This window comes from Thermophagus sp. OGC60D27, from assembly GCF_052400625.1.
In the GTDB taxonomy this organism is placed as follows: Bacteria; Bacteroidota; Bacteroidia; order Bacteroidales; family Marinilabiliaceae; genus Thermophagus.
In genome coordinates, this window is the sequence record NZ_JBQTGH010000019.1 from 17,038 (window position 1) to 43,753 (window position 26,716).

Sequence of the window (26,716 nt, forward strand, 5' to 3'; positions counted from 1 at the left end):
AATTGGTTTTAAAAATGAAGAACTTAAAAATATATTTCCTGACTGTGGTGACCGGCTTTATGGGCTTTTCCGGTTGTTCCGATGATTTTCTGGACAGCGAGCCCAAAACCTCTTTAACCGATGCTAACTTTTATCGGACGCTGAAAGATGCCGAACTGGCCATCGTAGGTTGCTATGATGGCGTTCAGGCCATCAATCAGGGAAATGTGGCCTTCCCCGTGGTTTCTGAGGTGTTCTCTGACAATTGTTTTGGTGGTACCGGCAACAATGACGGTTATAGTTATCAACAACTGGATGAATTTGATCTTCAAAGGTCTCCATCTGACCAGAACATCTTCGAGGACAACTGGAGCAACTATTATGAAGCCATTTACCGGGTGAATATGCTTTTATCCAAAATGAACCAGATTAACTGGGAAGGGGATACCCTCACGATGAATTCCATTGAGGCGCAAGCTCGCTTTCTCAGAGCATTTTGTTATTTCGATATGGCTCGTCTTTGGGAAAAGGTTCCCTTGATCACGGTACCTACCGAGGAGAATATACCTCAGAGCGAACCCGATGAGATTTACACTCAGATAACCAACGATCTGCTCATCGCCATTGAAAAGGGAAGCGAAACGGTGGAACCCGGGCGCATCAATAAATGGGCCGCCAAGTCCCTGCTCGGAAGGGTCTTTCTCTTCTATACCGGCTACTATAATAAATCCGATTTGGTGGGGTTGGTCTCTGCTTCCGATGCCCTGTCTCATCTCGAAGATGTGATTGCCAGCGAAAAATACGGCCTGGTGGAGACGTTTAAAAATCTGTGGCCGGCCGCCTCTGCCACCCCCGATCCGGAAAACAATACCCTGATCTCCACCTATGCCGGTAAGGATAACCAGGAAACCATCTTTGCCATTAAACACAATATTACTTCCAATTACGACGGAGATACCGATGGCAACCACTGGTTGGTGATGCTGGGCTTTCGCGAACAAACCTTTAGCCCTTACGGGCAAGGGTGGGGCGCTTGTCCGGTGGACCCCGGCTTGGTCAATGCTTTTGAAGTGGGTGATAAGCGGAAAGACGCCTCTATAATTAGTATAGATGAAGAAGGTCTGGATTTCGACAATTCAGGACAACGTGAATATACCGGTTATGCCAATAAGAAATATATCCCTCTGGCACTGCCCGATGGAAGTGATGTGGCTGTTTACAATGGAGGGGTGAATTTTATGATAGGCCAGTATCAGGATTACGTCTGTATTCGATATGCCGATGTTCTACTGATGGCTGCCGAGCTTGGAAGCCCCAACGCACAGGATTACATGGATCAGGTGCGTGAGCGGGCCGGCCTCGACACCAAACCGGCCACGAAGGCTAACATCTTGGAAGAACGCCGATTCGAATTTGCCTTCGAAGGCATTCGTTATTGGGATCTTCTCAGGCAGGGGGTCGAAACAGCGGCCAACACCATTGCCCGGTCAACCACCGTACTGAATGGCGGCGTGGAAACCACAAAGGTCATCGATCCTCAAAAAATTATTGAGACCAGAGGATTGCAAATGATACCTCAAAATCAAATCAGTTTATCCAATAACGTCCTGAAGCAAAACGACGGTTGGAAATAACTAATCTATAAATTTTTAAGAATATGAAAACCAATAAAATATATGTTGTTTGTTCGCTTCTGGCTTTTATGGTTCTGGCCTTTGGAGCTTGTCAGCCAGATGAATATGCTTTGGGTGAGATGATCTCTGAAAATCAGTTGGAGTATAGCATCACCCAAAATCCGGACGATCCCAATATGATTTTTCTCGAAAGCCTTACACCGGGCGTTACCCCTTTATGGATTACCCCCATGGGACGATCAACCCAACTGAAAGATACCCTGTTTATCCCCTTCTCCGGAAATTATAGTTTCATATATGGTGTCCAGAGTGATGGCGGATTTGTGCAGGCCGACACATTTAAGGTGACCATCACAACCAATAATCTGATGTATGTTGAAGACCCTTTGTGGGAAAAATTAACCGGTGGTGTAGGTAATGAAAAAACTTGGCTGCTTGATCTGGATGAAAACGGAGTCAGTAAATATTTTACCAGTCCGCTCTACTTTTTTGGGACGGATGATAATTGGGATAGCAATGCTCTTTATAGAGATGGGAAAAATTCTGATTTTATTAAGGATTTGTTAGGTCTTGAAGACTCCTGGAATTGGTCCCCTTCCTGGAAAGGGAATGAGTGGATTATGCAGGCTGGCGACTATGGTTCCATGACCTTTAGCCTAAAAGGAAATGCAATCGTTACGGTTGACAATAAAATGCTTGGACGAGTGGAGATAGGAACCTTTTTTCTGGATGCAGAGGCAAAGAGATTATCTATGACTGATGCTACTCCTGTTCACAATCCGGAACATGATCCGTTGGTATCTTCATGGGGTGACGTGAAGGTGATGCTGCTAACAGAAGATGCCTTACAGCTTGGCGTTATCCGTGACCTGTCGGAAGAAGGAGAAGCATTGCTGGTATATAATTATATAAGTAAGGAATATGCCCAAAACTGGGTGCCGGCCGATGAACAAGAGCCAGAGCCTCCCTACGACGGTGATGCGAATATAGATTTAACCACCACAACCACAAAACAGTGGAGACTGTCGTTGACAAATCCTTATAACTGGACGAGTCTGGATGGTACTTTTTTAAATGATTTTACATCGCCAGAAGATTATCAAAACTCGGGATGGGCTCCCTATGATGCAGCGCTTATAGAAAACATTACACTCAAAATGTCCAAGATCGATGCAACCTCCGGGGATTATGAATTTACCGATGGAGAAGGAAATCAAATTGCAGGTGCTTATGAAATTGACGAGGATAATAATATCGTCTTCGATCAATCTATTTCGTTCTCTCTTTCCGGATGGGTGACTTTTGCAACTACAGAAAATAATAGGCTTCGGGTTTTGCGTGTCGAGAAAAACAGCATTGGTGCTGTAACAGGAATATGGATTGGACAACGATCCACCGAAAAAGATGAATATATGGCTTATCATTTTGAACCATATGCTGAAGGAGGAGAAACAGTCGATCCTACCACTGTCATAACTGAAATGCTGTGCGCTAAAACCTGGAAAATTGACTCCCAGCGATCTTATAATAAAAGTACAAGTTGGGGCGCAGAACAGGGGCCCGTTATATTCTCTGATTATTCAACATGGTCGTGGAATCCATTACCCGGAGAACACTATGCTGCCGGTGAAGCGGAGGTAGACTACGGAACCATGAAGTTTGAAACCGACGGAACGGTTAAAGTCTTCCAGCGTAAAAGAATCTATACCTACACGGATGAAACAACTGAAACAACGGCTGTAAGAGAGGGAATTCCCGTGGAAGGAGATGTCCTTGAAACCGACGAAACGGTTGAATTAAGCGGCACCTGGAGTCTGGATGGAGAGGCAAACACCATTACATTGTCTGTCGGCATTCTTCATCCCTGGACTTGTGATTATGCTGTGGCAGACTGGGGGGCGATCGATATTTACAGAATTGAAGAGGATGCTTTGCTCCTTCAGGTTACAAGGTCAGCCGAACTTTCCGGTGAAGATGAGATGCCGATCACTTACATTTATGTTCCTGAATAATAAATTAAAAAGAATCCGGTTGCTACGGGTTCTTTTTAATGATTTTTAAACCAAAAGCAAATTTGTTCGCTGTAATTTGAGTTGTGAATTACAGCGAACGTAATGATTAATGGCATGAAACAACTTATCTTATATCTCTCTTTCTTGTTTTCCTATTCATTTTTGGTTACAGCCTGCGATAGTTCTAACGGAGGCAACGATCCTGAACCAATCCCGGAAGTCACTCTTTCCGTTGAGCCGACTGCGCTTCATTTTCCTGTGGATGGCGGCGAGAAAACCATTTCAATTGCCAGTAATTCTTCTTGGACCATTGCTTTTGAGACGGCTTCCTGGGCCAGGCCTTCTGTCTCTGTTGCTAAAGGGGATGCCAATGTGAAGATTATGGCCGATGCCAGTGAGGTGGAAGAAGAAAGGAGTGTGGTGCTCACCGTTTCTGCAGGTACTAATGATAATAAAAGAGAAATAGAAGTGACCGTGACGCAGGATGCCTATGATCCGCCGGATGAAGTGCCCGATTATATTGAACCTGATGCTACGGAAATGAGAAACCTTACCTCCGTGGAGTTTTCTAAATTGATGACCCTTGGCTGGAACCTGGGAAACTCACTTGAAGCCATTCAGGTGAACGGAGGTGTTTACAGCGGCAATGAAACTTCTTGGGGGAACCCCGTGGTCACACGGCAACTGATCGATTCGGTGGCCGGGGCAGGCTTCAATACCATCCGTATTCCGGTATCCTGGTCGCATAAGATCGTGGAGGAGTCCACGTGGGAAATATCCCGGTCGTGGCTCGAACGCGTCGAGGAGGTGGTCAATTATGCTATGGATAACGACCTTTTTGTCATTATCAACATCCATTGGGACGGCGGGTGGTTGGATCATCCCTATGACGACCGTCAGGATGAGATCAATGTCAAGCTGAGCGCCTTGTGGAGGCAAATAGCCGTTCACTTCCGCGATTACGACGACCGCCTCTTATTTGCCGGCACCAACGAGGTGCATGTGGAAGGCGATTACAGCGACCCCTCAACCGAAAACGTGGAGGTCCAAAACTCTTTTAACCAAACCTTCGTTGATGCCGTTCGCAGTACGGGCGGCCGAAACACCTACCGTTTCCTGGTGGTGCAGGCCTACAACACCAACATTGGTTATGCCGTCGAGCATATGGTGATGCCCGACGACGATACGGAGAATCGCCTTCTGGCCGAGGTGCACTTCTATGATCCTTACGATTTCACCCTTCAGACCGATGGAGGCTTCAAAACCCAATGGGGTGAGCCTTTTGCCGGGGGCGACGTCTCATCGTGGGGACAGGAAGTGTGGGTTGATGAGGCCTTCGGAATGATGAAAACTCATTTTGTGGATCAAGGCATCGGCGTGATTCTGGGGGAATACGGTGCTGTGTACAGGTCCGACTTGTCGGGTGAAGACCTGGAACAACACATCGCTGCTCGAAACTATTACCTCGAATATGTGACCCATGCCGCCATCGCCAATGGATTGGTTCCTTTTTACTGGGACAACGGCTGGGCCGGTAGCAACGGATTCGCTTTGTTCGATCGCCATTCTGCCCAAGTGGTTGATGCCGGGGCCCTCAATGCCTTACTGAAAGGTGCCGGACTTTAAAGAAAGCGTGGGGATATATGGAGAGCTGACCGAAATATTCCCTGTAAAGTAATTTTATTGCTGTGGTGGGGCTGGTATTGATTATTGTTTTGTTAAATTAATGGGAATAATTTTAATCTGATCACGAATATTTCCGAAAAATCGGGTTAGGAATAGAAATAATACAACGATCTGTTTTATGAAGAAACTAATATTTATTGTAGCTGTTGCCTTTATGTGTTTTGGCTGTACGAACGATCACTGGAACGCGGATGAGCGGGGACTGACATTGTTCCCCGAAAATCCATCGGATAAGATGCTGCATGCCGTGCGGCTGGAGCCCTATACCGATGAAATCATAAAAGTATCGGCCACGGCAGATGTTGAATTTAGTGACGAGGTGAGCCTGACTGCTTTGCCACCCAACCGTCCTGTAGACTTTGATGTCACCCAAACCGATGACGAGGTGATGCTTTCTACACGAAAAATATCAGCCCGAATTTCCAAAATAACCGGTGAGGTGCATTTCTATAATGCCAAGGGAGAGCTTATCCTTCGGGAAAAAGAAAACGGTGGTAAAACCTTCAAGCCCATAGAGGTAGATGGGGTTAAGGGGTACGAAATACAGCAGGAGTGGGAGTCTTCGGCCGAGGAGGGACTCTATGGATTGGGACAGCATCAGGCTCATGACTTTAACTATAAAGGAAAAAGCGAAGAGCTCTTTCAATACAATACCAAAGTTTCTGTTCCGGTTATCGTTTCCACCCAAAATTACGGTATCCTATGGGATAATTATTCCCTTTCTCGGTTTGGAGATCCACGGCCCTACTCGCAAATCAACGTCTTTCAGCTTTTTAATGCCGACGGCGAGGAGGGAGGACTGACCGCTACCTACATGGATGATTACGAGACCAGCCATGTCTATACCGTTCGTCAGGAAGACATCATTGATTACGAAAACCTGACTACCATACAAAATTTCCCCGAGGGGTTTGATTTTAACCAGGCGGAGATTACCTGGGAAGGTTATTTGCAACCGGGGGAGAGTGGCGTGTTCCACTTCCTGCTTTACTACGCCGGATATACCAAAATCTGGATCGACGGCCAACTGATGGCCGATCGATGGCGGACGGCCTGGAATCCGTCAGTGGCCAAATTCCGGGTCGATATGGAAAAGAATAAAAAATATCACCTGAAGTTGGCATGGATCCCTGACGGGGGTGTCTCTTATGTTGGCTTAAAAGTGCATACCCCCCGACCGGCCGAAGAGCAAAACCGGATCTCCTTCTGGTCGGAAATGGGCGATCAGATCAACTATTTCTTTATGGCAGGCGAATCGATGGACCAGGTTATAGGTAACTATCGGACGCTGACGGGTAAAGCTCAGGTGATGCCCAAATGGGCTATGGGATTCTGGCAAAGCCGGGAACGATACAAAACCCAGGATGAATTGCTCGGCGTTTTGCAAGAATTCCGAAAACGACAAATTCCCATCGATAACATCGTGCAGGACTGGTCATACTGGCCCGTTGACCAATGGGGTAGTCATGAATTCGATGCGGAACGGTTCCCCGATCCCAAAGCCATGGTCGATGAAGTGCATGCCAACAATGCGCATATCATGATTTCCGTGTGGCCCAAGTTTTATCTGGGGACTCAACATTTTAAGGCGTTTGATGAAAAAGGATGGATCTATCGTCGCGCCATAGAAGACAGTATCCGCGACTGGATATCGCCCGGCTATATCGGTTCCTTCTATGACGCCTATTCCCCGGGCGCCCGAAAGCTTTTCTGGGAACAGATAAAGGGAAAACTTTACGATAAAGGGTTCGATGCCTGGTGGCTCGATGCTACCGAACCCGATATTCTTTCCAATGCCAGCATGGACTATCGCAAAGCCTTGATGAATCCCACTCATCTGGGACCATCGGTCAAATATTTCAATGCCTTTGCTTTGATGAATGCCAAGGGCATTTATGAAGGACAGCGGGCGCAAAATAACAATGAGCGGGTCTTTATTCTCACTCGGTCGGGGTTCGCCGGAATGCAGCGCTACGGTACCGCCACCTGGAGTGGTGATATCGGAACCGTATGGGAAGATTTAAAAGCCCAGATCCCTGCCGGCATCAACTTTTCCATGAGCGGATTGCCCTACTGGACCATGGACATCGGCGGCTTCTGTGTCGAAAAACGCTTCGAAACGGCTAAAGAAGGAAGCGAAGAGATGGAAGAGTGGCGCGAACTGAATACCCGCTGGTTTCAATTCGGTGCTTTTGCCCCTCTTTTCAGGGTGCACGGGCAGTATCCCTACCGGGAAATCTGGAATATTGCTCCGGTTGGACATCCGGCCTATGAATCCATGCTTTGGTACAATAAGCTGCGCTATCGGTTGATGCCCTACATCTATAGTCTGGCCGGCGCTGTTTATCACCGCGATTATACCATCATGCGTGGACTGGTTATGGATTTCCCCCATGATACCAAGGTCTTTAATGTTGGGGATCAGTATATGTTCGGGCCCGGCTTCATGGTTTGTCCCGTATACAACTATAAGGCCCGTCACCGTGATGTTTATTTCCCGGAAAATAGAGGATGGTATAATTTCTATTCCGGAAAATATGTCGAAGGCGGACAAACCAAACGGGTGGAAGCTCCTTATGAACGCATGCCTTTGTTTGTCCCCGCCGGGTCCATCATTCCCGTTGGCCCACAAATTCAGTATGCCATGGAAAAAATTCCTGAAACCATCACCCTTTATGTCTATACCGGTGATGATGGAAGCTTTGAACTGTACGAAGACGAAAACACCAACTATAATTATGAGAAAGGACAATTTGCCACCATACCTTTCACATACAACGAAAAAAATCAAACCCTGACTATCGGAAAACGGGAAGGATCATTCGACGGGATGCCGGAAAAACGCCTGTTTAAGGTGGTTTTTGTATCGCCCGGTCATCCCGTCGAATTTGATCCCGATATCGCTACCGCACAGGTGGTACCTTACAATGGCGAGGTGGTGGAGGTGCCCGTGAGATGAGAGCCAAAACGGGGGGAGAGGGTGATACAAGCAAATGGCCTGGGCCATAATCTTTTTGCCGATCATTTGGTTTTTTTAGATCAGGAAAGTAGTTTTACATCGGTATGGTCCATTAAGAATTTTTTATTCTTTATGTTGCAAAGTAATGCTATTCACCCTGACGTTTTTACTACGTGTTGAAATATTATAACTTAAATTATTGAAATGAGATTTATAGTATTCTTATCCCTGTTTTCAGTCCTGCTAATCTCTTCCTGTACCCAAAATGAAGAAAATGTTCGGGTTGTCAGGAAATTCACGCACGAGTGGAAATTTAATTTATTGGATAGTCTGGAAAACGATTCGGGTTATTATCGTCCCGACCTGGACGATTCCAAATGGCGCGTGCTCAATCTGCCGCACGACTGGAGCATTGAAGGAACCTTTAGTCCCGACCATCCGGCCGATGTGGGAGGCGGCGCCCTGCCCGGAGGTGTCGGGTGGTATCGCAAATCGTTTTCCTTGCCGGAAAATGATCGAAACAAAAAGGTTTTTATCGATTTCGACGGCGTTTATATGAACAGTGAGGTCTGGATCAACGGTCATTACCTTGGAAAGCGACCATATGGTTACATCTCTTTCCGTTATGACCTTACCCCTCATTTGAATTTCGGTGATAAAGAAAATGTATTGGCCGTGAAGGTGGATAACAGTCTTCAGCCCAATTCTCGGTGGTACTCCGGGGCGGGCATCTACCGAAATGTATGGCTCACAACCGTTAACCCCCTGTATGTCGATCATTGGGGAACATTTATTACGACCCCCCATATCGAAGACGACAGGGCTGTGGTACATATTCAAAGTACTGTAAGTAATGACTTCGACCAACCTGTTGTCTGTACGGTTATTACCCAGGTGGTGTCGCCCGAAGGCGAGGTGGTTGCTCAAACTGAATCGGCAGATAAGGAGCTTTTGCCCAACCAAAAAATTACGTTTTCCGACTCGGTGGAAGTACCCCATCCCGTGTTGTGGGATCTTAACCAGCCCAGGATTTATACCGCCATCACCCGGATATGGTCCGACGGACATTTAATGGATCAGTATCATACAAAGTTTGGCATTCGCAGTTTTAATTTTGATGCCGAAAAGGGATTTTTCCTCAACGGACGGCCAGTGAAGATTAAAGGCGTATGTCTGCATCACGATCTGGGTGCCCTGGGAGCCGCCTTTAACCGAAGGGCTATGGAACGTCAGCTTCAAATCATGCAAAAGATGGGCGTCAATGCCATTCGTACTTCTCATAATCCGCCGGCGCCAGAAGTGTTGCAATTGTGCGACAGCATGGGCTTCATCGTTATGGACGAGGCTTTCGATATGTGGGCCCTCGCAAAGGTGAAATACGATTATTCACACCATTGGGAGGAGTGGCATGAGACAGATCTGCGCGATTTCATCCGGCGCGACCGCAACCACCCTTCGGTGATGATCTGGAGCATCGGTAACGAAATTCTGGAACAATGGGACAGTTCCGGCGTGGAGTTAACCCGTGAACTGGCCGCCATAGTCCGTCAGTTGGATCCTACTCGTCCCATAACCACGGGCAATAATGAGCCATCCCCACGCAATTATCTGATTCAGTCGGGCGCTCTCGACCTCATAGGGGTTAATTATCATCATGAGGGATGGACTGATTTCCCGAAAACTTTTCCGGGACAAAAGTTCATTGCCACCGAAACCAACTCATCACTGCATACCAGAGGTTACTACGATATGCCGTCGGACAGCGTGAGAGTATGGCCTAACCGCTGGGATGTGCCGTTTGAGGGCGGAAATCCCGGTAATACCTGTTCGGCCTACGACAATTGCAGGGCCCCATGGGGATCAACACATGCCGACACCTGGCGACTGATTAAAAAGTATGACTTCCTGTCGGGAATGTTTATCTGGACCGGCTTCGATTATCTGGGAGAGCCTACCCCTTACCAGTGGCCCTCGCGCAGTTCCTATTTCGGGGTGGTCGATTTGGCCGGTTTCCCCAAAGACGCCTACTATTTTTATCAAAGCGAATGGTCGAAAGATACCGTACTGCATCTTTTCCCTCACTGGAACTGGGAAGAAGGGCAAACGGTGGATGTATGGGCTTACTACAATTATGCCGATGAGGTGGAATTATTCCTGAATGACAAATCGTTGGGGAGTAAAAGTAAATCGGATGAACAGTTCCACGTCATGTGGCGAGTGTCCTTCGAACCCGGAACCCTCAGAGCTGTGTCTCGAAAAAACGGACAAAGGGTGGCAGAAAAAATCATTCATACGGCCGGGCAGCCCGCTCGCATTCATTTGACATGCGACAGAGAAATAATCCATGCCAATGGAGAAGATCTGGCCTTCGTCACGGCCATCGTCACCGATAAAGAAGGTGTTCCCGTGCCCGATGCCGAGAATTTGATCAAATTTAGTTTGGATGGAGAGGCCTCCATCGTCGCTACCGATAATGGCAGTCAGACCAGCCTCACCTCATTTCAGAGTCATCAACGAAAAGCGTTTCACGGGAAATGTCTGGCCATTGTACGTGCCGGCAGTAAAAAGGGAAGTGTTATGGTGAAGGCCGTTTCCGAAGGATTGCCCGAAGCGGTTGCAAGAATAGAATTGCAGTAATCGGAATTAGGTTTGCTTACCGGGAATCTCCTCAGAGTTGAGAAAATGATATATCTATTCCGGCTCTGGGGTTTTTATGTTTTGTAAGGTGAGTCACCGTTTAATGATCACTCCGCTGTGATTTTTCCATGGCGTTATATTAATTGTTTTTTTTCTAAAGACACAGTTCCGTGAATATTCTTCTCTGGAAGCCATTACATCGCTGCATGAAGGTTTCCAATCACTCTGGAAGCCATTACATCGCTGCATGAAGGTTTCAAATCACTCTGGAAGCCATTGCATCGCTGCATGAAGGTTTCAAATCACTCTGGAAGCCATTGCATCGCTGCATGAAGGTTTCAAATCGTTCTGGAGGGCATTGCATCGCTGCATGAAGGTTTCAAATCGTTCTGGAAGCCATTACATCGCTGCATGAAGGTTTCAAATCGTTCTGGAGGGCATTGCATCGCTGCATGAAGGTTTCAAATTGTTCTGGAGGGCATTGCATCGCTGCATGAAGGTTTCAAATCGTTCTGGAGGTCATTGCATCGCTGCATGAAGGTTTCCAATCACTCTGGAAGCCATTGCATCGCTGCATGAAGGTTTCAAATCATTCTGGAGGGCATTACATCGCTGCATGAAGGTTTCAAATCGTTCTGGAGGTCATTGCATCGCTGCATGAAGGTTTCAAATCGTTCTGGAGGTCATTACATCGCTGCATGAAAGTTTCTGTTATTCGAAGAGGCCAGAAGCCGGAACTTATAATCACCAATCTCACCCGCCATGCTCACACTCTTCACTCGCCTTTAGATTCATCCTAAACAAATATTATGTTTTTATAGTTATCAAAAATCCAATATCTTTGCCTGAGATTTTGGTGACAGGTCATGATTTCTTCATGGTCTGTAAAAGGGAATCCGGTGAAAATCCGGAGCTGTACCCGCAGCTGTAAGCTCTTTAAAAGGTTTGAATATTACTTCTTGCCACTGTCAATACCTTCTTTGAATTCAGGGAAGGAGAACTTTGAATCCATAAGGCTTCAAAGTAGGACGGGAAGGCCATTCAAACCGGAGCGAGCCAGAAAACCTGCCAGAATTAGTTTGTTAAAAGTAACATTTTGCTTCCGGGTTAGAAGTATATGTTCAGAACATTCGCGCGCGTGTTCGGCATGTTTTTCCTAATCATTATGGATGCAAGGTGGAATAATTTCAACTAAAATTATTTTTATCCACCGTCGGATTTTTAGTGGTTAGTCAACAGTCATTAGGCATCAGTGGTGGTTACTCTAATTGATAATGACTAATTTTCAGTTCCATCAGCCTTCGTTGGTGTGGATTTGCAATTCAACTAAATAAATTCAAAGAGACGAGCATGGCAAGAAGGCTTCCTAAAATAAGAACATGTTTAAACTTTAGGTCATGTGGGTTTCATTCCACCAATAACTGAAATAAAATTAATACTGATGCAAGCATTAAAACATCCGCTGATGATTGTGGGAACGGGTTCCGATGTGGGGAAGAGTGTTCTGGCCACCGGTTTTTGTCGCATCTTTTTGCAGGATGGATATCGTCCCGTGCCTTTTAAGGCGCAGAATATGTCGCTCAACAGCTATGTGACGGCCGACGGTGGCGAGATGGGTCGAGCACAGGCCGTACAGGCCGAAGCATGCCGGCTGGAATGTCACACCGACATGAATCCGGTGTTGTTGAAACCCGGTTCCGACAAGCAGTCGCAAGTCATCGTCAACGGGAAAGTGCTGGGAAACTATTCTGCCGGCAGCTATTTCAGAGGGGAGATAAAAGGTTGGTTGTTTGAGGAGGTTATGAAGGCGTTTAAGCGGCTGCAAAGTCAATATAATCCTGTTGTTATTGAGGGCGCCGGCAGCATTGCCGAACTCAACCTTAAAAATAATGACATCGTAAATATGCGCATGGCTACTGCCGTTAATGCCGCTACCATTTTGGTGGCAGATATCGAACGGGGCGGCGTTTTTGCCAGCGTTTACGGGTCCATTAAATTATTATCGCCGGAAGAACGAAAGTGCATCAAAGGAATTATTATCAATAAGTTTAGAGGTGATATTTCCCTTTTCGACGAAGGCAAAAAAATCATTGAAGAATTGACCGGTGTCCCTGTATTGGGTGTGGTACCTGCCTTTCGGCATATACGAATTGAAGAAGAGGATTCCGTCTCATTGGCGCGTAAAGCCTTTGCGGCAGTGGAAGACAAAATTAATGTAGCCGTGATTTTACTGCGCCGACTTTCCAATTTTACCGACTTTAACCGTTTGGAGCAGGAAGAAAAGGTTAACCTCTTTTATACCAATAATGTTGAAGAGATTCGGAAGGCGGACCTCATAATATTGCCCGGCTCTAAAAGTACCATTGCCGACCTTAATGAGTTGCGAAGCAACGGCGTTGCCGACGAGATTGTTCGGCAGGCCAGAGAAGGAAAGAGCATCGTGGGCATATGTGGCGGTTATCAAATGATGGGGCGGACTATCCGTGACCCGCATCATATCGAAAGTGCGCTGGAACAATTGCCCGGATTGAATCTGTTGCCCGTTGAAACGACCATTGGTCCCGAAAAAGCCACCGTTCGTACTGTCTTTAAGTTTAAGTATTTTGATGAATTATGCCACGGGTATGAAATTCATATGGGTCGTACCCGTCTGGACGATGATGCCCAACCCCTCAATCGATTGGAAAAGGGTGGCGCGGAGGGGTGCTGCCTGAACCAACGCATCTGGGGAACCTATATGCATGGTATTCTTGATAATCCCGTGGTGATTGAAGATTTATTGTCCCCCTTCGTGGCCGGTAAAACAGCTGCTCAAAATTACGATGCCTTTAAGCAGCAGCAGTATGATTTACTGGCCGACCATCTGAGAAAGTATGTTGATATGGATACCCTTTATAAGATTATGGAGTAATGCTGACAGGTCACGGCGATGATATTTACAGATATCCCGACATTCGATACAATTTCAGTTCGAATGTCAATCCCCGGGGCGCTTCACCCGCGTTGAAGGAGCATCTAAAAGGATGTATGGAAAAAATTGAGCACTATCCATCCCCTATGGCTGAGGATTGGGTGGAGATGATAGCCCAAAGCATGGCTTTATCATCTGAAAATGTGCTGGCCACCAACGGGGCGGTGGAAGCCATATACCTTATTGCAGAGCTCTTTGCGGCAAAAAAGTCATGGATTTTTTATCCCTCTTTTTCAGAGTATGAAGGGGCCTGTGTCCGGTTTAACCATTCCGTTGAATATTATCACCATTCTGCGTTTTCGCAAGTTGATTATTCTGCCGCCGACCTGGTTTGGTTCTGTAACCCTAACAATCCCGATGGAGCCATTTATGATACAGGCATTCTTTCCCAAAAGATAGAAGCGTATCCCAATACCCTGTTTGTGGTCGATGAGGCCTATGTCGATTTTACCGATGAGGTCTGTTCTTTAGTTTCTTGTTTGCCCAAAGCATCGAATCTGATGGTCATAAAATCCATGACCAAGCGTTTTGCCATTCCCGGCCTCAGACTGGGATTTCTGATGGCCAATAAAAATATTATTGAAGCTTTAAAGCAAAGGGTGATGCCCTGGCGCCTCAATGCCCTGGCCATTGAGGCCGGAAAATTTTGTCTGACCCAAAATGCCGATGACGGATTCAATATAAAGACCCTATTGCAGGAATCGCAAAGAGTACAAAACAGTATTCACCGGCTGAAAGGCTTTCGGGTGCATTGGTCTTCCACCACCTTTTTTCTGGTGGAAGGGCCGGTGGAGGCATCCATCCTGAAAAATAGACTGGCAGAAGAACATGGTATCCTTATCCGTGATGCTTCCAACTTCAGGGGGTTGGGCGACCGTTTTTTTCGTGTGTCGGTACGGTCGGAAGAGGAAAATAATTATTTAATCAGGGCATTGGAACGATGGGGCTGAAGATTCATATAGGAGCGATAATAATAGCTTATTTGCTGGACCGATTGCTTGGTGACCCGCCATGGTTGCCGCATCCTGTGGTGTGGTTTGGGAAAATCATTGGTTGGTGTGACCATCGGCTGAACAGCGGGACACATCGTATGCTCAAAGGTAGGGGGGTGGCACTATTGGCGGTTATGGTGGTATATTTGTTTTTCCGGGGTGGGTGGGAGTTGTTTTTTTCTTTGTCGCCAATGGCCGGCGGTCTGGTTGAAACGGTGTTCATTTTTTACGGATTGGCTGGTACCACGTTGATAAAAGAAGGAAAAGCTGTTTTTGAAAAGCTGGAATCGGGAATCGAAGCGGGAAGGAAACAACTGAGCCGCATCGTAGGGAGGGATACCGCTGCCCTTTCGGAGCGGGAAATCAAGACTGCAACGTTGGAAACAATGGCCGAGAATCTTAGCGACGGGGTCGTGGCCCCGTTGTTTTGGCTGGCAATAGCAGGTATGCCGGGAATGATGGCTTATAAGATGGTGAATACCCTGGATTCCATGATAGGATACCGAAACGAGAAATATGAACAGTTTGGAAAAGGTGCCGCGCGGCTCGACGATGTTGCCAATTTCATTCCGGCACGAATTACCGCTTGGTTAATGGCATTATGTGGGTGGAGCATGCGGTCATGCCGGTTTATCTTACGGTATGGGAAGGCTCATAGCAGCCCAAATGCCGGTTACCCGGAGGCGGCCCTGGCAGGAATCCTGAATGTGCAGTTTGGCGGTGACCATACCTATTTCGGCCGGCAGATGCATAAGCCCATTATTGGCACCAATCCGCGTGAACCGGAAAAAAGTGATTTGAAGAAAACCATAAGCATTAACCGAGCTGTGGAGGTGGTCATGCTTGCTCTGGTCATTTCAGGCATCATCATTTCGGAAATACTAAGAGTGTGAGGAGGCCGTAAAATTATTGATTCAACACCGGGCTTTGAGGCTCTGTAAACAAAAATCAGGACGGGTCAGACGGTGGGTGGAATAAATTTTAAATTAACTATATAAGTGAACTTTATACGAATGAACGCATTACAAAACCTGAACATTGAACCCGCAGAAAATGCGGAGCTGAGAAAACTACTGCAGTATAACCTCAATCAGAAGACCAAACCCGTAGGGTCACTGGGTTTTTTGGAAACGCTGGCAATGCAGGTGGGACTCATTCAGCAAACCACCACGCCACAGCTGAAGGCGCCGGTCATGCTGACGGTGGCCGCCGACCACGACATTACCGCCGAAGGGGTAAGCCCTGCACCCGCAGAAGTAACCTGGCAACAGGTGAAAAACTTTTTGAATGGTGGTGGGGGCATCGGACTGTTCTGTCGGCTATACGGTTTTGAGCTGTATGTGGTGGATGCCGGTGTTAACTTTGACTTTGAACCCCACCCGCAATTGATTGATAAGAAAATCCGGAAAGGAACGCGCAACTTTCTGAAGGAGCCCGCCATGACGCTGAACGAGTGTGACCGTGCCATCCAAAACGGGCGGGACGTCGTAGCTTCGCTGGCAGAGAAAGGTAGTAACGTGGTGGGCTTTGGTGAGATGGGCATCGGTAATTCCACACCGGCCACGGCTCTGTTGTCGGTCTATGCCGGTATCCCCGTTGAAGCGTGTGCCGGTCCGGGGTGTGGACTGGATGAGAGTGGGGTACGTAAAAAAGCGCAGGTGATACGTCAGGCCATCGAAAAACATGGTGTTTCTGAACGGCCGGAGGAAAACCTGGCGTCTTTCGGAGGGCTCGAAATAGCTACCATTGCCGGCGGAATGCTGGAAGCGGCCCGGCGACGCATGGTCATCCTTGTGGATGGCTTTATCACAACCTCTGCCTTTATGGCCGCCTATGCCATTTGTCCGGCAGTACGCGATTATGCCATTTTTGCCCACTGTTCGGGGGAGCCGGGACATAAGCAAATGCTTGACTTTGTGGGTGGGCGTCCCGTTTTGGACCTTGAAATGCGGTTGGGAGAGGGTACCGGTGCCGCACTGGCTTATCCCATCGTTCAGGGCAGCGTGGCCATGCTGAACCAAATGACCTCATTCGGCGAGGCTAAGGTGTATAATGTAGCAGACATAAGAGGCCAATAGACTATTGGGCCAATAGGTTATTAGATAAAAGATTTGATAGACCGTATGTTGATGAGTGGGGCTTGGGTTTTGGGGGGGCTTCTGTTCACTGTATACCGGCTTTTAGCTACTGACTGAGCCGCAAGGCGGAGATACTTGTTTGCCGGAGTGGAGATTGACCGGATGGAGGGGATAGGGGAGTTAAAAAAATTATAAACTAAGGAATAAAAACGAAACACTTTCCAATGCTAAAGCGTGAATTACAAATAGTTTATTCTTCATTTCTTTATTTTACGCGTTTGTCGTTACCCATTCGTGTGGAATACAGGAAAGAAAATCAGCACCTGGCCCTTACCTGGTTTCCGCTGGTAGGTGTGGTGGTGGGGTTGATGGGAGGCGTTGCTTATTATCTGGCAAGTATGGTGTTCCCGGCGTCGGTTGCCGTGGTGTTGGCGTTAGGAGTGACCATATTGGTTACCGGCGCATTTCACGAAGACGGTTTTGCCGATGTGTGCGATGCCTTTGGCGGGGGATATACTGCTGAGCAGCGGTTGCATATTATGAAAGATTCGAGGGTGGGTACCTATGCGGTTCTTGGTCTGTTGTTGTTGCTGGCGATGAAGATGGTATTGCTGACCGAGACGGATAGTTCCGTGGTGCCGGCGGTATTGGTGGCATCACATGCCTTAAGCCGGTGGTCTGTTTTGATTATCGCCATGCGGTGGCCTTATGCGCGACCGTCGGGCGCTTCCAAGTCGAGGGATACCAGTCATCCCCTCTCTGCCGGACGTTTTTTTATTGCCACGGTTTTAGGCGTTGTCCCCCTGATATATTTCTGTTCATGGTGGTTATTGGTTTCGGTGCCTATGGTAATTATATCCGCATTGATGGCCGGCAGGTGGTTTAAGGCAAGGATTGGCGGCTATACCGGCGATTGTCTGGGAGCTGTGCAGCAGCTGAATGAAGTGTTGGTGATGGCTGTTCTGTTTGTCGTATTACAATAGAAACGAGCATGGCGGCTTGCTGCCACAAAAGAGCATGTATAAAATGATATAGGCAGAAGTGCACAGGCAGAAGGCAGAAGTGAGATTTATCGATTTAATGATTGCGGGTTGGGAAATTTCCCCTTTAGGGGATTAAGGGGTGTGGGCTGGCCATAATGGACTTTAAACTAATTATATAAGTAAATTTTATACTAATGAAACGAGCATGGCGGCTTGCTGCCACAAAAGTACATGTATAAATTTGACTAAGCCATGCGAGTTACATCCAGCCAATAACTTAGATAAAATTTATACGGATGAATAAGTTTTTAAACTTATGGTTTAAATATAAAGAAAGGAAGTATGCCCAAGCGAATTTATTTTATGCGTCATCCCAAAACCGAGGTGCCACAGGGAATCTGTTACGGTATCTCAGATGTAAAGCCTTCGGAAGAAGGATTGGCAATGGCTGTTGAGAAGGTTGGATTAAAACTTAAAGGGGTGCGCCCGGAAATCTGTTTTTCCAGTCCGCTCATACGATGTACCACTCTGGCCGAAGCATTCCTGACGCCGGAAAAGATTGTTCGGTCCCGACATTTGCGCGAAATAGACTTTGGCCGTTGGGAACTGAAGCCCTGGGTCGACATTTCGCAGGAAGAACAAAAGGCATGGGGCGAAGATTTCATCAACTGTAAAGTACATGGTGGGGAGAACTTCTTTGACGTTCAAAAGCGCGTGCTGACTTTTCTGGAAGAGGTGGTACAAACAAGTTATAACAATATTCTTGTGGTAACTCACGCCGGCCTGCTGAGAGCCCTGCTGGCTCATTTACTGGAGGCTTCACCACGAAAAATTTTTGCCCTTCATATCGACTACGGAGACGTATTTTGCCTCGAATGGCATAATAATGAGTATTATAAAGTGAAATATTTGTAGGACAAATGGTGGAGGATAGATTAATAGATGTTAGATTTTTAGATATTAGATTGTTAGATTTAAGATTAATAGATTTAAGAGGGCGATAAGTATTATGGTCTTTTTTGAACTTCTGAAATCTGACTTCCGGCCCCTGACATCTAATATCTAACAATCTAATATCTAACAATCTTACATCTAATAATCTAATATCTATTAATCTGTCAATTTAAACTTCTAAGCCATGCTCTATTTTATAACAGGCGGACAACGGTCGGGGAAAAGCAGTTATGCACAACGTCTGGCGTTACAGCTGACAGACCGTCCCGTTTATCTGGCTACCGCCCGCATCTGGGATGAAGATTTCCGGCAACGGGTGGAGCGGCACCGACAAGACCGCGGGCCCGAATGGACCAATCTGGAGGAACCGGTTAATATTTCCCGTGTCGACATTGACGGGCGGGTGGTGGTGCTCGATTGCATCACGCTGTGGCTGACCAATCTTTTTTTCGACAATCAGGAAAAAAGTGTGGATGAGGTGTTGGAAATGGCAAAACTTGAATTTGAAAAACTGTTGGAGAAGAAAGCCACACTGATTGTTATTTCCAACGAGATAGGTATGGGCGGACATGCTGACAATGCGGTGGCGCGACGTTTTACCGACCTGCAGGGGTGGATGAATCAACATATTGCAGCAAAAGCCGATGAGGTAACGCTTATGGTGTCGGGGTTACCTCTTACGGTGAAAGCAGGCAAACAGGAAAAGCGCAGGGAATAAGGAATGTTTAAGATACTTTCTTTGACTATACAAGGATACCGTCTGATGAAAACTTTCATGTGAAGCCATTGCAACGCTGCATGAAGGTTTCGGCAGTTAGCGGAAGGCATTACACCGCTGCATGAAGGTTTCGGCAGACAGCGGAAGGCATTGCACCGCTGCATGGAGGTTTCGGCAGTTAGCGGAAGGCATTACAACGCTGCATGGAGGTTTCGGCAGTTAGCGGAAGGCATTACAACGCTGCATGAAGGTTTCGGCAGACAGCGGAAGGCATTGCAACGCTGCATGAAGGTTTCGGCAGTTAGCGGAAGGCATTGCACCGCTGCATGAAGGTTTCGGCAGACAGCGGAAGGCATTGCAACGCTGCATGAAGGTTTCGAAAATAGGCGATTAGGTTGATTGACTATTAGGCTATTAGACCGGAATATTTTGGGAATTAAAATATGCTAAAAACTAGTAGCTATGAACTCGGAATGGGGAAGGTAATGATACACATTGCCTTCCCCATTACAGAAACTGTTACCAATAGGAATAAATTATGTTGTTCTGTTTAATTATTGGTCACTATCGGAATCTGTCTCGTTGAGTGCAAAATTTACGGGCAATGTATATTGCACTGCCACGTTTTTACCCCTTTGTTTTCCGGGTTTCCATTCGGGCATGGCGGCAATGACTCTTTCGGCTTCTTCATCCAGTAGCGGATGAACCCCGCGAGCCACATTAACATTGCCAACCTTTCCATTAGGTAAGATAATGAAAGAGATATATACTCTTCCTTCAATACCGTCTTCTTTAGCTTTAGGTGGATAGTTGGTGTTTGCTAATATATAGTCGTGTAAAGCTTGATCGCCACCCGGAAACTTGGGCATCTCTTCCACAATGAAAAAGGTGGGTTGGGCGAGGGTATCCTTTTCATTCTCTTTTTGAATGCGGACCTCAACTATTTCTTCTTTCTTTCCATCCTTTTTAAGTTTGGTTTGAATTAAGATAACCCCGTTTTTCCCTTTGTCGCCATATTTCCTAACGGCCGATTTGTCCTTTAAAACTTCAATCTTTTTAATTGCTGTCGGTTCGATGTTTTCCAATGCCTCATAGGGCATCTCTTTGCCATCTAGGAAGATGAGCGGTTTTTCTTTGGGTTCTTTTTTGTTGATGGTAATGGAAACACCGGTATCAATTTCAATGGTATCTTTTTGCATAACCACCTTCATGTTTTTCCCAAATTCAGGGCGTGTTTTGGTGGTTTTGTATCCCACAAAAGAGAATACCAACTCAGATTTCTTGCTGATGTTTTGAAGGGTAAAACTACCGTCTTTGTCCGAAACGGTACCTGAGGTTGTTCCTGCTACCACAATGCTGGTCCCGGGAAGCGGTTCACCATTTTCCCGGACGACCATTCCATTAACAGTTTTTCCTTTCATATCGGAAATTAAACCGGGCGCATTAGTGGCAGGTTCCATACCGGAAATATATTGATATTTCGGTTCTGCAAAAGCATAAAAAACAAAAGCTATAAAAGGCAATACAACTAACGGTTTCAGTTTGCTGATAATGGAAGTTGATTTATTGGTCATCATGATAAAACGTTTTTTGTTGAGTGAATAATTAAAATAATTTCCCAGGCTGATGACTTCGCCACCTACCATTTGATTGAGAAGGATGGCTTTGTAAACAGCCGGGTTGCCGGTAGAATGGATGGCTGCCCTGTCGGCCAGGTATTCATGGTTTTGCCGGATGAACTGGCCATATAACCATGCCATCGGATTGAACCATTGAATGAGCCTGATCCATTCAATCAGCATCAGATCGATCCAGTGATATTGCGCAATATGAGCCCTCTCGTGCGAAATAACTTCCTGTATTTCCTTTTCCCGGAGATTGGGATTGACAAATACATAGGAGAAAAAGGAAAAAGAAGTTCGGAAAGGGTGTTGACGTACTATTTTTATATTGTCAAGTTTTTCAATGGGGCAATGTCGGACAATTGCCAAAATTTTCAGGGTTTGAATGACAGTTTTGGAAAAAAGGATCACGAAGCCCAGAACAATAATTCCGGATATGAAATTTGGTAGGGTCCAGATATTTGTTTCCTTTTCCACAACAGCGGATGCAAACGGAGCCCCGGCAGATATGGTTTCCGGCCCCATGTTAACCGTTATTGTGTAGTGCCAGGTAATTAACGGAAATAAAAGCGATGCTATCATCCCGGCCAACAGGAACAGGCGATTGAGAAAAAAATACCTTTCGTTCCGTAAGAAAAGGAAATATATTGAGCCAAATAAAATTAACCATACCGAGGATCTTAATATGTATATGAGCAGCGATTCCATAACTGTCGGTTTTTATTTTTTAATTTCTTTTTTTACCTCTTCCAGGATTTCCTCTATGTCATTCAAAGAAAGATTGTTCTCTTTGGCGAAAAAAGAGGCCATGGCAGGAAAAGAGTTGTTGAAATATTTTTTCAATACCCCTGAAAGCAAGGTCTTGGAGTATTCTTCCTTTTGTACCAAAGGATGGTAAACGTGCACATTCCCAAATTGCCGGTGCCCCACAAAACCCTTTTTCTCTAGGATACGCACGATGGTGGATACCGTGTTTCGCGCCGGTTTGGGGTCATCAAATCTTGCCAGTATGTCGCGTACTGCGCCTTCTTTCAGTTCCCAAAGGATTTGCATTATTTGTTCTTCGGCTTTTGTTAACTGCATCTTTCTATTTTTTTGTGTGCCACATTTTATTAATCGTTCTATCAGGGAAACCAATCGGTTAAAGCTGAGACTTTGATGTATTGATTCCCTATATAAAATATCTAATATCTGTTAATCTTACATCTATAAATCTATTAAAGTGCTTTTTGTCAATCCCAATACAAAGTAATGACTAAAAAATTAGTCATGCAAGTTTTTTAATGTTAAAATGACTAAAAAATTAGTCATTTTGTAAAATTCTTGTTTAGGTGAGGGTTAAATGACTGTTTTTTAATGTCTTGTTTTGTCTGTCTGATTGTAAAACGAATTTACAGTTACTATGATACTTACATTGTTTTATAAATTATATATGAGTTAATGGCCTAATGGAACCCGCATGAAAATGGTTAAATACATGTTCTTTTGCGACAATCGAAAATGGTCATATTTGTTTCTTTTTATCAACTAATTAATGTTTGGTTATTATACTTCCCATGGTTTGAAAATAACTGGTATATTTGAACAATGCCACATGGACATTCGTAATCCATAGTTTTTTATGGAAGGAAATAAGCCTTATGAATTTGCCGGTGGTGATAATTTATCGAAAATCTTATAACTTACATCTTTATATCTTAAAATCTTATAATCCATCTTTTGATAACTAAATCTTTATAAAAATGAAGAACAGACTTGTTGCCTTATTGATGATTATTGCAACTTTTTCAATATCATCGTATGCCAAAAAGGAAGAAGTGCTCAATCTGGTTTCTCCGGATAAAACGCTTCAGGTGGAAATAACCATATCCGACCAAATTAGCTGGGTGTTAAAAGTAAATGGTAATGTGGTTGCTGGTCCCTCGGTCATGGCAATGGAGGTGGAGAATTATGGCGTACTGGGTAAAAATCCGGTATTGCGAAATTCATTTACTTCATCGAAAGATGAAGTAATCCGTACGGCTCTCTATAAAAAATCTGAGGTTGAGAACAGCTATAATGAACTGAATATGGTATTTAAGGGGCGATACGGTCTTATTTTCAGGGCCTACAACGATGGTGTGGCCTACCGTTTCGTTACCTCTATGAAAGGCGATATCGTGATAAGGGGTGAAAAGAGTGTATTTGTATTTCCCGATGCCAGGGAGGCATACGTACCCTATGTACAGAATCCGGTGGGGCGATACCAGGTATCGTTTGAAAGCACCTACGATGTACTTCCGCTTTCTCAAATAAAGCCCGATTCCCTGATTATTACACCGGTTTTGGTGAAGAATAACGACGGTACTTCTCTGGTTGTAACCGAAGCCGATTTGGAGGATTATCCCGGGATGTTTCTTACCGTCAACGGTGCGGGCACTGGTTTTGAAGCTGAATTTGCACCTTTCCCCCTCGAAGAGAAACAGGGTGGACACAATAATTTGCAATCGTTTGTTACCCGACGGGCCGATTATATAGCAAAGACCAACGGCAACAGAGCTTATCCATGGAGAGTTATTGCGGTAGGTAAAAATGATTTCGACCTGGTGGGGAATGACCTGGTATATAAGCTGGCGTCACCTTCCCGTCTGGAGGATACCTCCTGGATCAAGCCGGGAAAAGTGGCGTGGGACTGGTGGAACGACTGGAATATTTATGGTGTTGACTTCCGGGCAGGGATCAATACCGAAACCTATAAATATTACATCGATTTTGCTGCAGAGAATGGCATCGAATATGTCATTCTGGACGAAGGGTGGTCGGAGAGTACCAACCTGATGAATGTGGTTCCGGCGATAGATCTTCAGGAAATTATTGATCATGGAAATAAGAAGGGGGTGGGCATCGTACTTTGGGCAGGATGGTTTCCGCTGAATCAGCAGATGGATGAGGTTTTTGAAAAATATTCCCGCATGGGTGTGAAAGGTTACAAAATTGATTTTATGAACCGGGATGACCAGAAGATGGTTAATTTTTACTATAAAGCCGCGAGAAAGGCAGCGGAATTCAAACAGTTTGTTTTATTCCACGGCGCCTACAAACCTACCGGGTTGAGTCGTACCTATCCCAATGTGTTGACTTTTGAAGGCGTATATGGTCAGGAACAGGTGAAATGGACCGATTACAAAGAATTTCCCGAATACGATGTGACCGTTCCTTATATCCGTAATCTGGCCGGACCAATGGATTATACGCCCGGCGCCATGAAAAATGCCAATCGTAATAATTGGAGACCTGTATATAGCGAACCCATGAGTCAGGGTACCCGATGCCATCAGCTGGCCATGTATGTGGTGTTCGATTCACCTTTTTCCATGCTTTGCGATAATCCTTCCAATTACATGCGGGAACCTGAGAGTGTGGCATTTATTGCTTCGATACCTACCGTCTTTGACGAAACAATTCCGCTGGCCGGTGAAGTGGGGGAGTATGTGGCAGTGGCTCGCCGAAAAGGTGAAACATGGTATTTAGGTGCCATGACCGACTGGAACAGCCGGGAAATTGAACTTGATTTTTCATTTCTGGGAGAGGGGCGTTACCGTGCCACCGTTTTTGCTGACGGCATCAATGCCGACCGGGCAGCCTGCGATTACACCAGAAAAGAAGTTACCATTAATGGCGGTGAGAAGATGAAAATAGAGATGAAAAGCGGAGGAGGATGGGCTGCTGTTATTCAGCCGGTTAAGTAGGTTGTTATTGTTTGCCAGCCTCTATTTTGTTTGAAAAATCGCAATTTTGGATCGATAATCATAAATAGAGTTTCCTCTTTTTGTAGCTTTGCATTCTGAATAAAAAAGGCCAGTTATGACAGACGTATTATTAAATCATCGAACCATACGAAAATACAAAAATCAACCGGTAGAGGATGATTTGTTAAATGAATTATTGCAAGCAGGCATCCGGGCGTCAACAACGGGTAATATGCAGCTATACAGCATCGTTGTGACGCGCGACTCGCAGATGAAAGAGATGTTAGCGCCTACCCATTTCAATCAGCCGGTTTTTTCCAACGCGCCGGTGTCTCTTACATTTTGTGCCGACTTCAACCGGTTCAATAAATGGTGTCGCCAGCGAAAGGCAGAGCCGGGGTATGATAATTTTCAGTCGTTTGTGGCAGCAGCCATCGATGCCTTGCTGGTGGCTCAGAACGTTTGCGTGGCTGCCGAATCCAAAGGTTTGGGCATTTGTTATCTGGGAACCGTGACTTACAATGCCGATAAAATTATTGACATCTTAAAGCTTCCCAAAGGTGTGGTGCCTGTGGCTACCGTAACGCTGGGCTGGCCAGATGAAAACCCGCCTCAACCGGAAAGACTGCCACTGGAGGCTGTTGTTCATCAAGAGACCTACCACGACTATACACCCGAAGATATTGACCGACTCTTTAAAGAAAAGGAAGCGCTGGAAGTCAATAAACAATTTGTGGCCGAAAACAACAAGGAAACCCTGGCACAGGTCTTCACCGATGTTCGCTATACCAAAGAGAATAACGAACATTTCAGCAGGGTCTTTCTGGATGTCCTCAAAAAACAGGGATTTTTGGAATAGATGAGGTTATTCATAAAGAAAAGGGCGGTTCCAAAAACAGGAGCCGCCCTTTTTTGATGGTGTTTTCGGTTTAAAATATACCTTAATTATTAGCGAACAGAACGTTTTTTTGGGGGCAGGGGATTTAGGGTAAACTGTATTAATAATATATTTCTTTTAGCTGTTTGGTGTCTTTGGGGTATTAAAAAATAAAAGTTTTGTTAATGATAAATTATTAAACTACTTCCTTGTTTATGTTTCTCTTTCTTGACATTTATTTTTGATGTTTTTAATTTTGAAGGTATTAAAGGTTGTTGTTTGGCAATTCTTCATATAAATGATTCTTTATTGTATAATTTATCCTTAACTAAAACCTTTGCCTGATGAAGCACATTTATTCTATTGTTCTATTTCTGTTTGTTTATCTCTCATTGTTTTTGTTAACCGGTTGAGAGAAAGATGAAATTGAGGTTGAAAGGGCTGAATCGACTCCAATCGGAATAGATTACCAAAGTGTTGAAGAGGCTCGCGAGTGGTTTTATCAACAAACCGGTGGAAATGTTTTTCTGGAAATGGAATCGACGACGAAAAGTTCTGCTTCGCAGATCACCGATGTCCCCTTATTTGGTGATTGGGAGAACAGTGTATCTCGTACTTTGGGAGATATTAAAAATGTTGAAGTACCGGTCTTTTCACCGGCTGATGAAGCGACCTATTCAGAAGCACTGAAGGGAATTAGTCTGCAGAATGATGAAAATAAGGAAGATGTCGTTCGTTCCCGTACCCGAATTGTGGTACAAACCAACCAGGTGACGGGCGAAACTCGTGGCTTTTTGATGACCGTTGTTCCCGACGAAGACTATCTTGCTTCCGGTGGCAGCATTGATTCTATTGATTATTACAACCGAGGCACCAATTTTACCGG

At 45.5% G+C, this 26,716-nt stretch carries 17 protein-coding genes and 1 riboswitch; of the genes, 15 read left to right on the forward strand and 2 right to left on the reverse strand.

Annotation, left to right across the window (positions count from 1 at the left end; genetic code table 11):
• Window positions 1–14 precede the first annotated feature (14 nt).
• The 12 genes from ACT29H_RS15915 to cobU all read left to right on the forward strand — a co-directional run bounded on the left by ACT29H_RS15915 (window position 15) and on the right by cobU (window position 19,603).
• Window positions 15–1,613: a RagB/SusD family nutrient uptake outer membrane protein gene (locus tag ACT29H_RS15915; RefSeq protein ID WP_444822646.1), complete on the forward strand. Its 1,599-nt coding sequence runs from the start codon at window positions 15–17 to the stop codon at window positions 1,611–1,613.
• Window positions 1,614–1,636: 23 nt separating this feature from the next.
• Complete coding sequence (locus ACT29H_RS15920; RefSeq protein WP_444822647.1) at window positions 1,637–3,625, forward strand: hypothetical protein; 1,989 nt, start codon at window positions 1,637–1,639, stop codon at window positions 3,623–3,625.
• A gap of 114 nt (window positions 3,626–3,739) precedes the next feature.
• Complete coding sequence (locus ACT29H_RS15925; protein ID WP_444822648.1) at window positions 3,740–5,251, forward strand: cellulase family glycosylhydrolase; 1,512 nt, start codon at window positions 3,740–3,742, stop codon at window positions 5,249–5,251.
• Window positions 5,252–5,429: 178 nt separating this feature from the next.
• Window positions 5,430–8,270: a TIM-barrel domain-containing protein gene (locus tag ACT29H_RS15930; RefSeq protein ID WP_444822649.1), complete on the forward strand. Its 2,841-nt coding sequence runs from the start codon at window positions 5,430–5,432 to the stop codon at window positions 8,268–8,270.
• 204 nt (window positions 8,271–8,474) lie between these two features.
• Window positions 8,475–10,907 carry a beta-galactosidase GalB gene (gene galB / locus ACT29H_RS15935; protein ID WP_444822650.1) on the forward strand — a complete coding sequence of 811 codons (2,433 nt, stop codon included), beginning with the start codon at window positions 8,475–8,477 and terminating at the stop codon, window positions 10,905–10,907.
• A gap of 837 nt (window positions 10,908–11,744) precedes the next feature.
• Window positions 11,745–11,994: riboswitch (cobalamin riboswitch) on the forward strand.
• A gap of 354 nt (window positions 11,995–12,348) precedes the next feature.
• Complete coding sequence (locus ACT29H_RS15940; RefSeq protein WP_444822651.1) at window positions 12,349–13,818, forward strand: cobyric acid synthase; 1,470 nt, start codon at window positions 12,349–12,351, stop codon at window positions 13,816–13,818.
• A complete protein-coding gene (locus tag ACT29H_RS15945) occupies window positions 13,818–14,828 on the forward strand; it encodes a threonine-phosphate decarboxylase (RefSeq protein WP_444822652.1) in 1,011 nt (336 codons plus the stop codon). Before ACT29H_RS15940 ends, ACT29H_RS15945 begins: the two co-directional genes overlap by 1 nt.
• Window positions 14,819–15,763, forward strand: coding sequence for an adenosylcobinamide-phosphate synthase CbiB (gene cbiB / locus ACT29H_RS15950; RefSeq protein ID WP_444822653.1), 945 nt, complete (start codon window positions 14,819–14,821; stop codon window positions 15,761–15,763). The genes ACT29H_RS15945 and cbiB overlap by 10 nt, the downstream gene beginning before the upstream one ends.
• A gap of 120 nt (window positions 15,764–15,883) precedes the next feature.
• Complete coding sequence (gene cobT, locus ACT29H_RS15955; RefSeq protein WP_444822654.1) at window positions 15,884–16,948, forward strand: nicotinate-nucleotide--dimethylbenzimidazole phosphoribosyltransferase; 1,065 nt, start codon at window positions 15,884–15,886, stop codon at window positions 16,946–16,948.
• A 224-nt stretch (window positions 16,949–17,172) separates the two neighbouring features.
• A complete protein-coding gene (gene cobS, locus ACT29H_RS15960) occupies window positions 17,173–17,931 on the forward strand; it encodes an adenosylcobinamide-GDP ribazoletransferase (protein WP_444822655.1) in 759 nt (252 codons plus the stop codon).
• A gap of 342 nt (window positions 17,932–18,273) precedes the next feature.
• Window positions 18,274–18,846 (forward strand): histidine phosphatase family protein, encoded by a 573-nt coding sequence (locus ACT29H_RS15965; protein WP_444822656.1) that lies wholly within the window; start codon window positions 18,274–18,276, stop codon window positions 18,844–18,846.
• 223 nt (window positions 18,847–19,069) lie between these two features.
• Window positions 19,070–19,603: a bifunctional adenosylcobinamide kinase/adenosylcobinamide-phosphate guanylyltransferase gene (gene cobU / locus ACT29H_RS15970; RefSeq protein WP_444822657.1), complete on the forward strand. Its 534-nt coding sequence runs from the start codon at window positions 19,070–19,072 to the stop codon at window positions 19,601–19,603.
• Between the two features lie 554 nt (window positions 19,604–20,157).
• On the opposite strand, the gene ACT29H_RS15975 is transcribed toward cobU, so the two are convergent.
• Both ACT29H_RS15975 and ACT29H_RS15980 read right to left on the reverse strand, forming a co-directional pair.
• Window positions 20,158–21,933, reverse strand: a complete 1,776-nt coding sequence (locus ACT29H_RS15975) for a TonB family protein (RefSeq protein ID WP_444822658.1) — start codon at window positions 21,931–21,933, stop codon at window positions 20,158–20,160.
• Window positions 21,934–21,945: 12 nt separating this feature from the next.
• The gene (locus ACT29H_RS15980; protein WP_444822659.1) at window positions 21,946–22,308 is read right to left on the reverse strand and encodes a BlaI/MecI/CopY family transcriptional regulator; all 363 of its coding nucleotides are present in this window, start codon (window positions 22,306–22,308) and stop codon (window positions 21,946–21,948) included.
• 659 nt (window positions 22,309–22,967) lie between these two features.
• Here ACT29H_RS15980 and ACT29H_RS15985 point away from each other — a divergent pair.
• From ACT29H_RS15985 to ACT29H_RS15995, 3 genes are all read left to right on the forward strand, one after another.
• Entirely contained in the window at window positions 22,968–24,953 is a 1,986-nt protein-coding gene (locus ACT29H_RS15985) for a glycoside hydrolase family 97 protein (protein ID WP_444822660.1), read from the forward strand.
• Between the two features lie 115 nt (window positions 24,954–25,068).
• Complete coding sequence (locus tag ACT29H_RS15990) at window positions 25,069–25,812, forward strand: NADPH-dependent oxidoreductase (protein ID WP_444822661.1); 744 nt, start codon at window positions 25,069–25,071, stop codon at window positions 25,810–25,812.
• 551 nt (window positions 25,813–26,363) lie between these two features.
• On the forward strand, window positions 26,364–26,716 hold a 353-nt coding region (locus tag ACT29H_RS15995), incomplete at its 3' end, for a hypothetical protein (protein ID WP_444822662.1).

Coding starts and splice junctions, on each gene's coding strand:
- ACT29H_RS15915 (WP_444822646.1), top strand. CDS start 15: ATGAAGAACTTAAAAATATATTTCCTGACTGTGGTGACCGGCTTTATG.
- ACT29H_RS15920 (WP_444822647.1), top strand. CDS start 1,637: ATGAAAACCAATAAAATATATGTTGTTTGTTCGCTTCTGGCTTTTATG.
- ACT29H_RS15925 (WP_444822648.1), top strand. CDS start 3,740: ATGAAACAACTTATCTTATATCTCTCTTTCTTGTTTTCCTATTCATTT.
- ACT29H_RS15930 (WP_444822649.1), top strand. CDS start 5,430: ATGAAGAAACTAATATTTATTGTAGCTGTTGCCTTTATGTGTTTTGGC.
- galB (WP_444822650.1), top strand. CDS start 8,475: ATGAGATTTATAGTATTCTTATCCCTGTTTTCAGTCCTGCTAATCTCT.
- ACT29H_RS15940 (WP_444822651.1), top strand. CDS start 12,349: ATGCAAGCATTAAAACATCCGCTGATGATTGTGGGAACGGGTTCCGAT.
- ACT29H_RS15945 (WP_444822652.1), top strand. CDS start 13,818: ATGCTGACAGGTCACGGCGATGATATTTACAGATATCCCGACATTCGA.
- cbiB (WP_444822653.1), top strand. CDS start 14,819: ATGGGGCTGAAGATTCATATAGGAGCGATAATAATAGCTTATTTGCTG.
- cobT (WP_444822654.1), top strand. CDS start 15,884: ATGAACGCATTACAAAACCTGAACATTGAACCCGCAGAAAATGCGGAG.
- cobS (WP_444822655.1), top strand. CDS start 17,173: ATGCTAAAGCGTGAATTACAAATAGTTTATTCTTCATTTCTTTATTTT.
- ACT29H_RS15965 (WP_444822656.1), top strand. CDS start 18,274: ATGCCCAAGCGAATTTATTTTATGCGTCATCCCAAAACCGAGGTGCCA.
- cobU (WP_444822657.1), top strand. CDS start 19,070: ATGCTCTATTTTATAACAGGCGGACAACGGTCGGGGAAAAGCAGTTAT.
- ACT29H_RS15975 (WP_444822658.1), bottom strand. CDS start 21,933: ATGGAATCGCTGCTCATATACATATTAAGATCCTCGGTATGGTTAATT.
- ACT29H_RS15980 (WP_444822659.1), bottom strand. CDS start 22,308: ATGCAGTTAACAAAAGCCGAAGAACAAATAATGCAAATCCTTTGGGAA.
- ACT29H_RS15985 (WP_444822660.1), top strand. CDS start 22,968: ATGAAGAACAGACTTGTTGCCTTATTGATGATTATTGCAACTTTTTCA.
- ACT29H_RS15990 (WP_444822661.1), top strand. CDS start 25,069: ATGACAGACGTATTATTAAATCATCGAACCATACGAAAATACAAAAAT.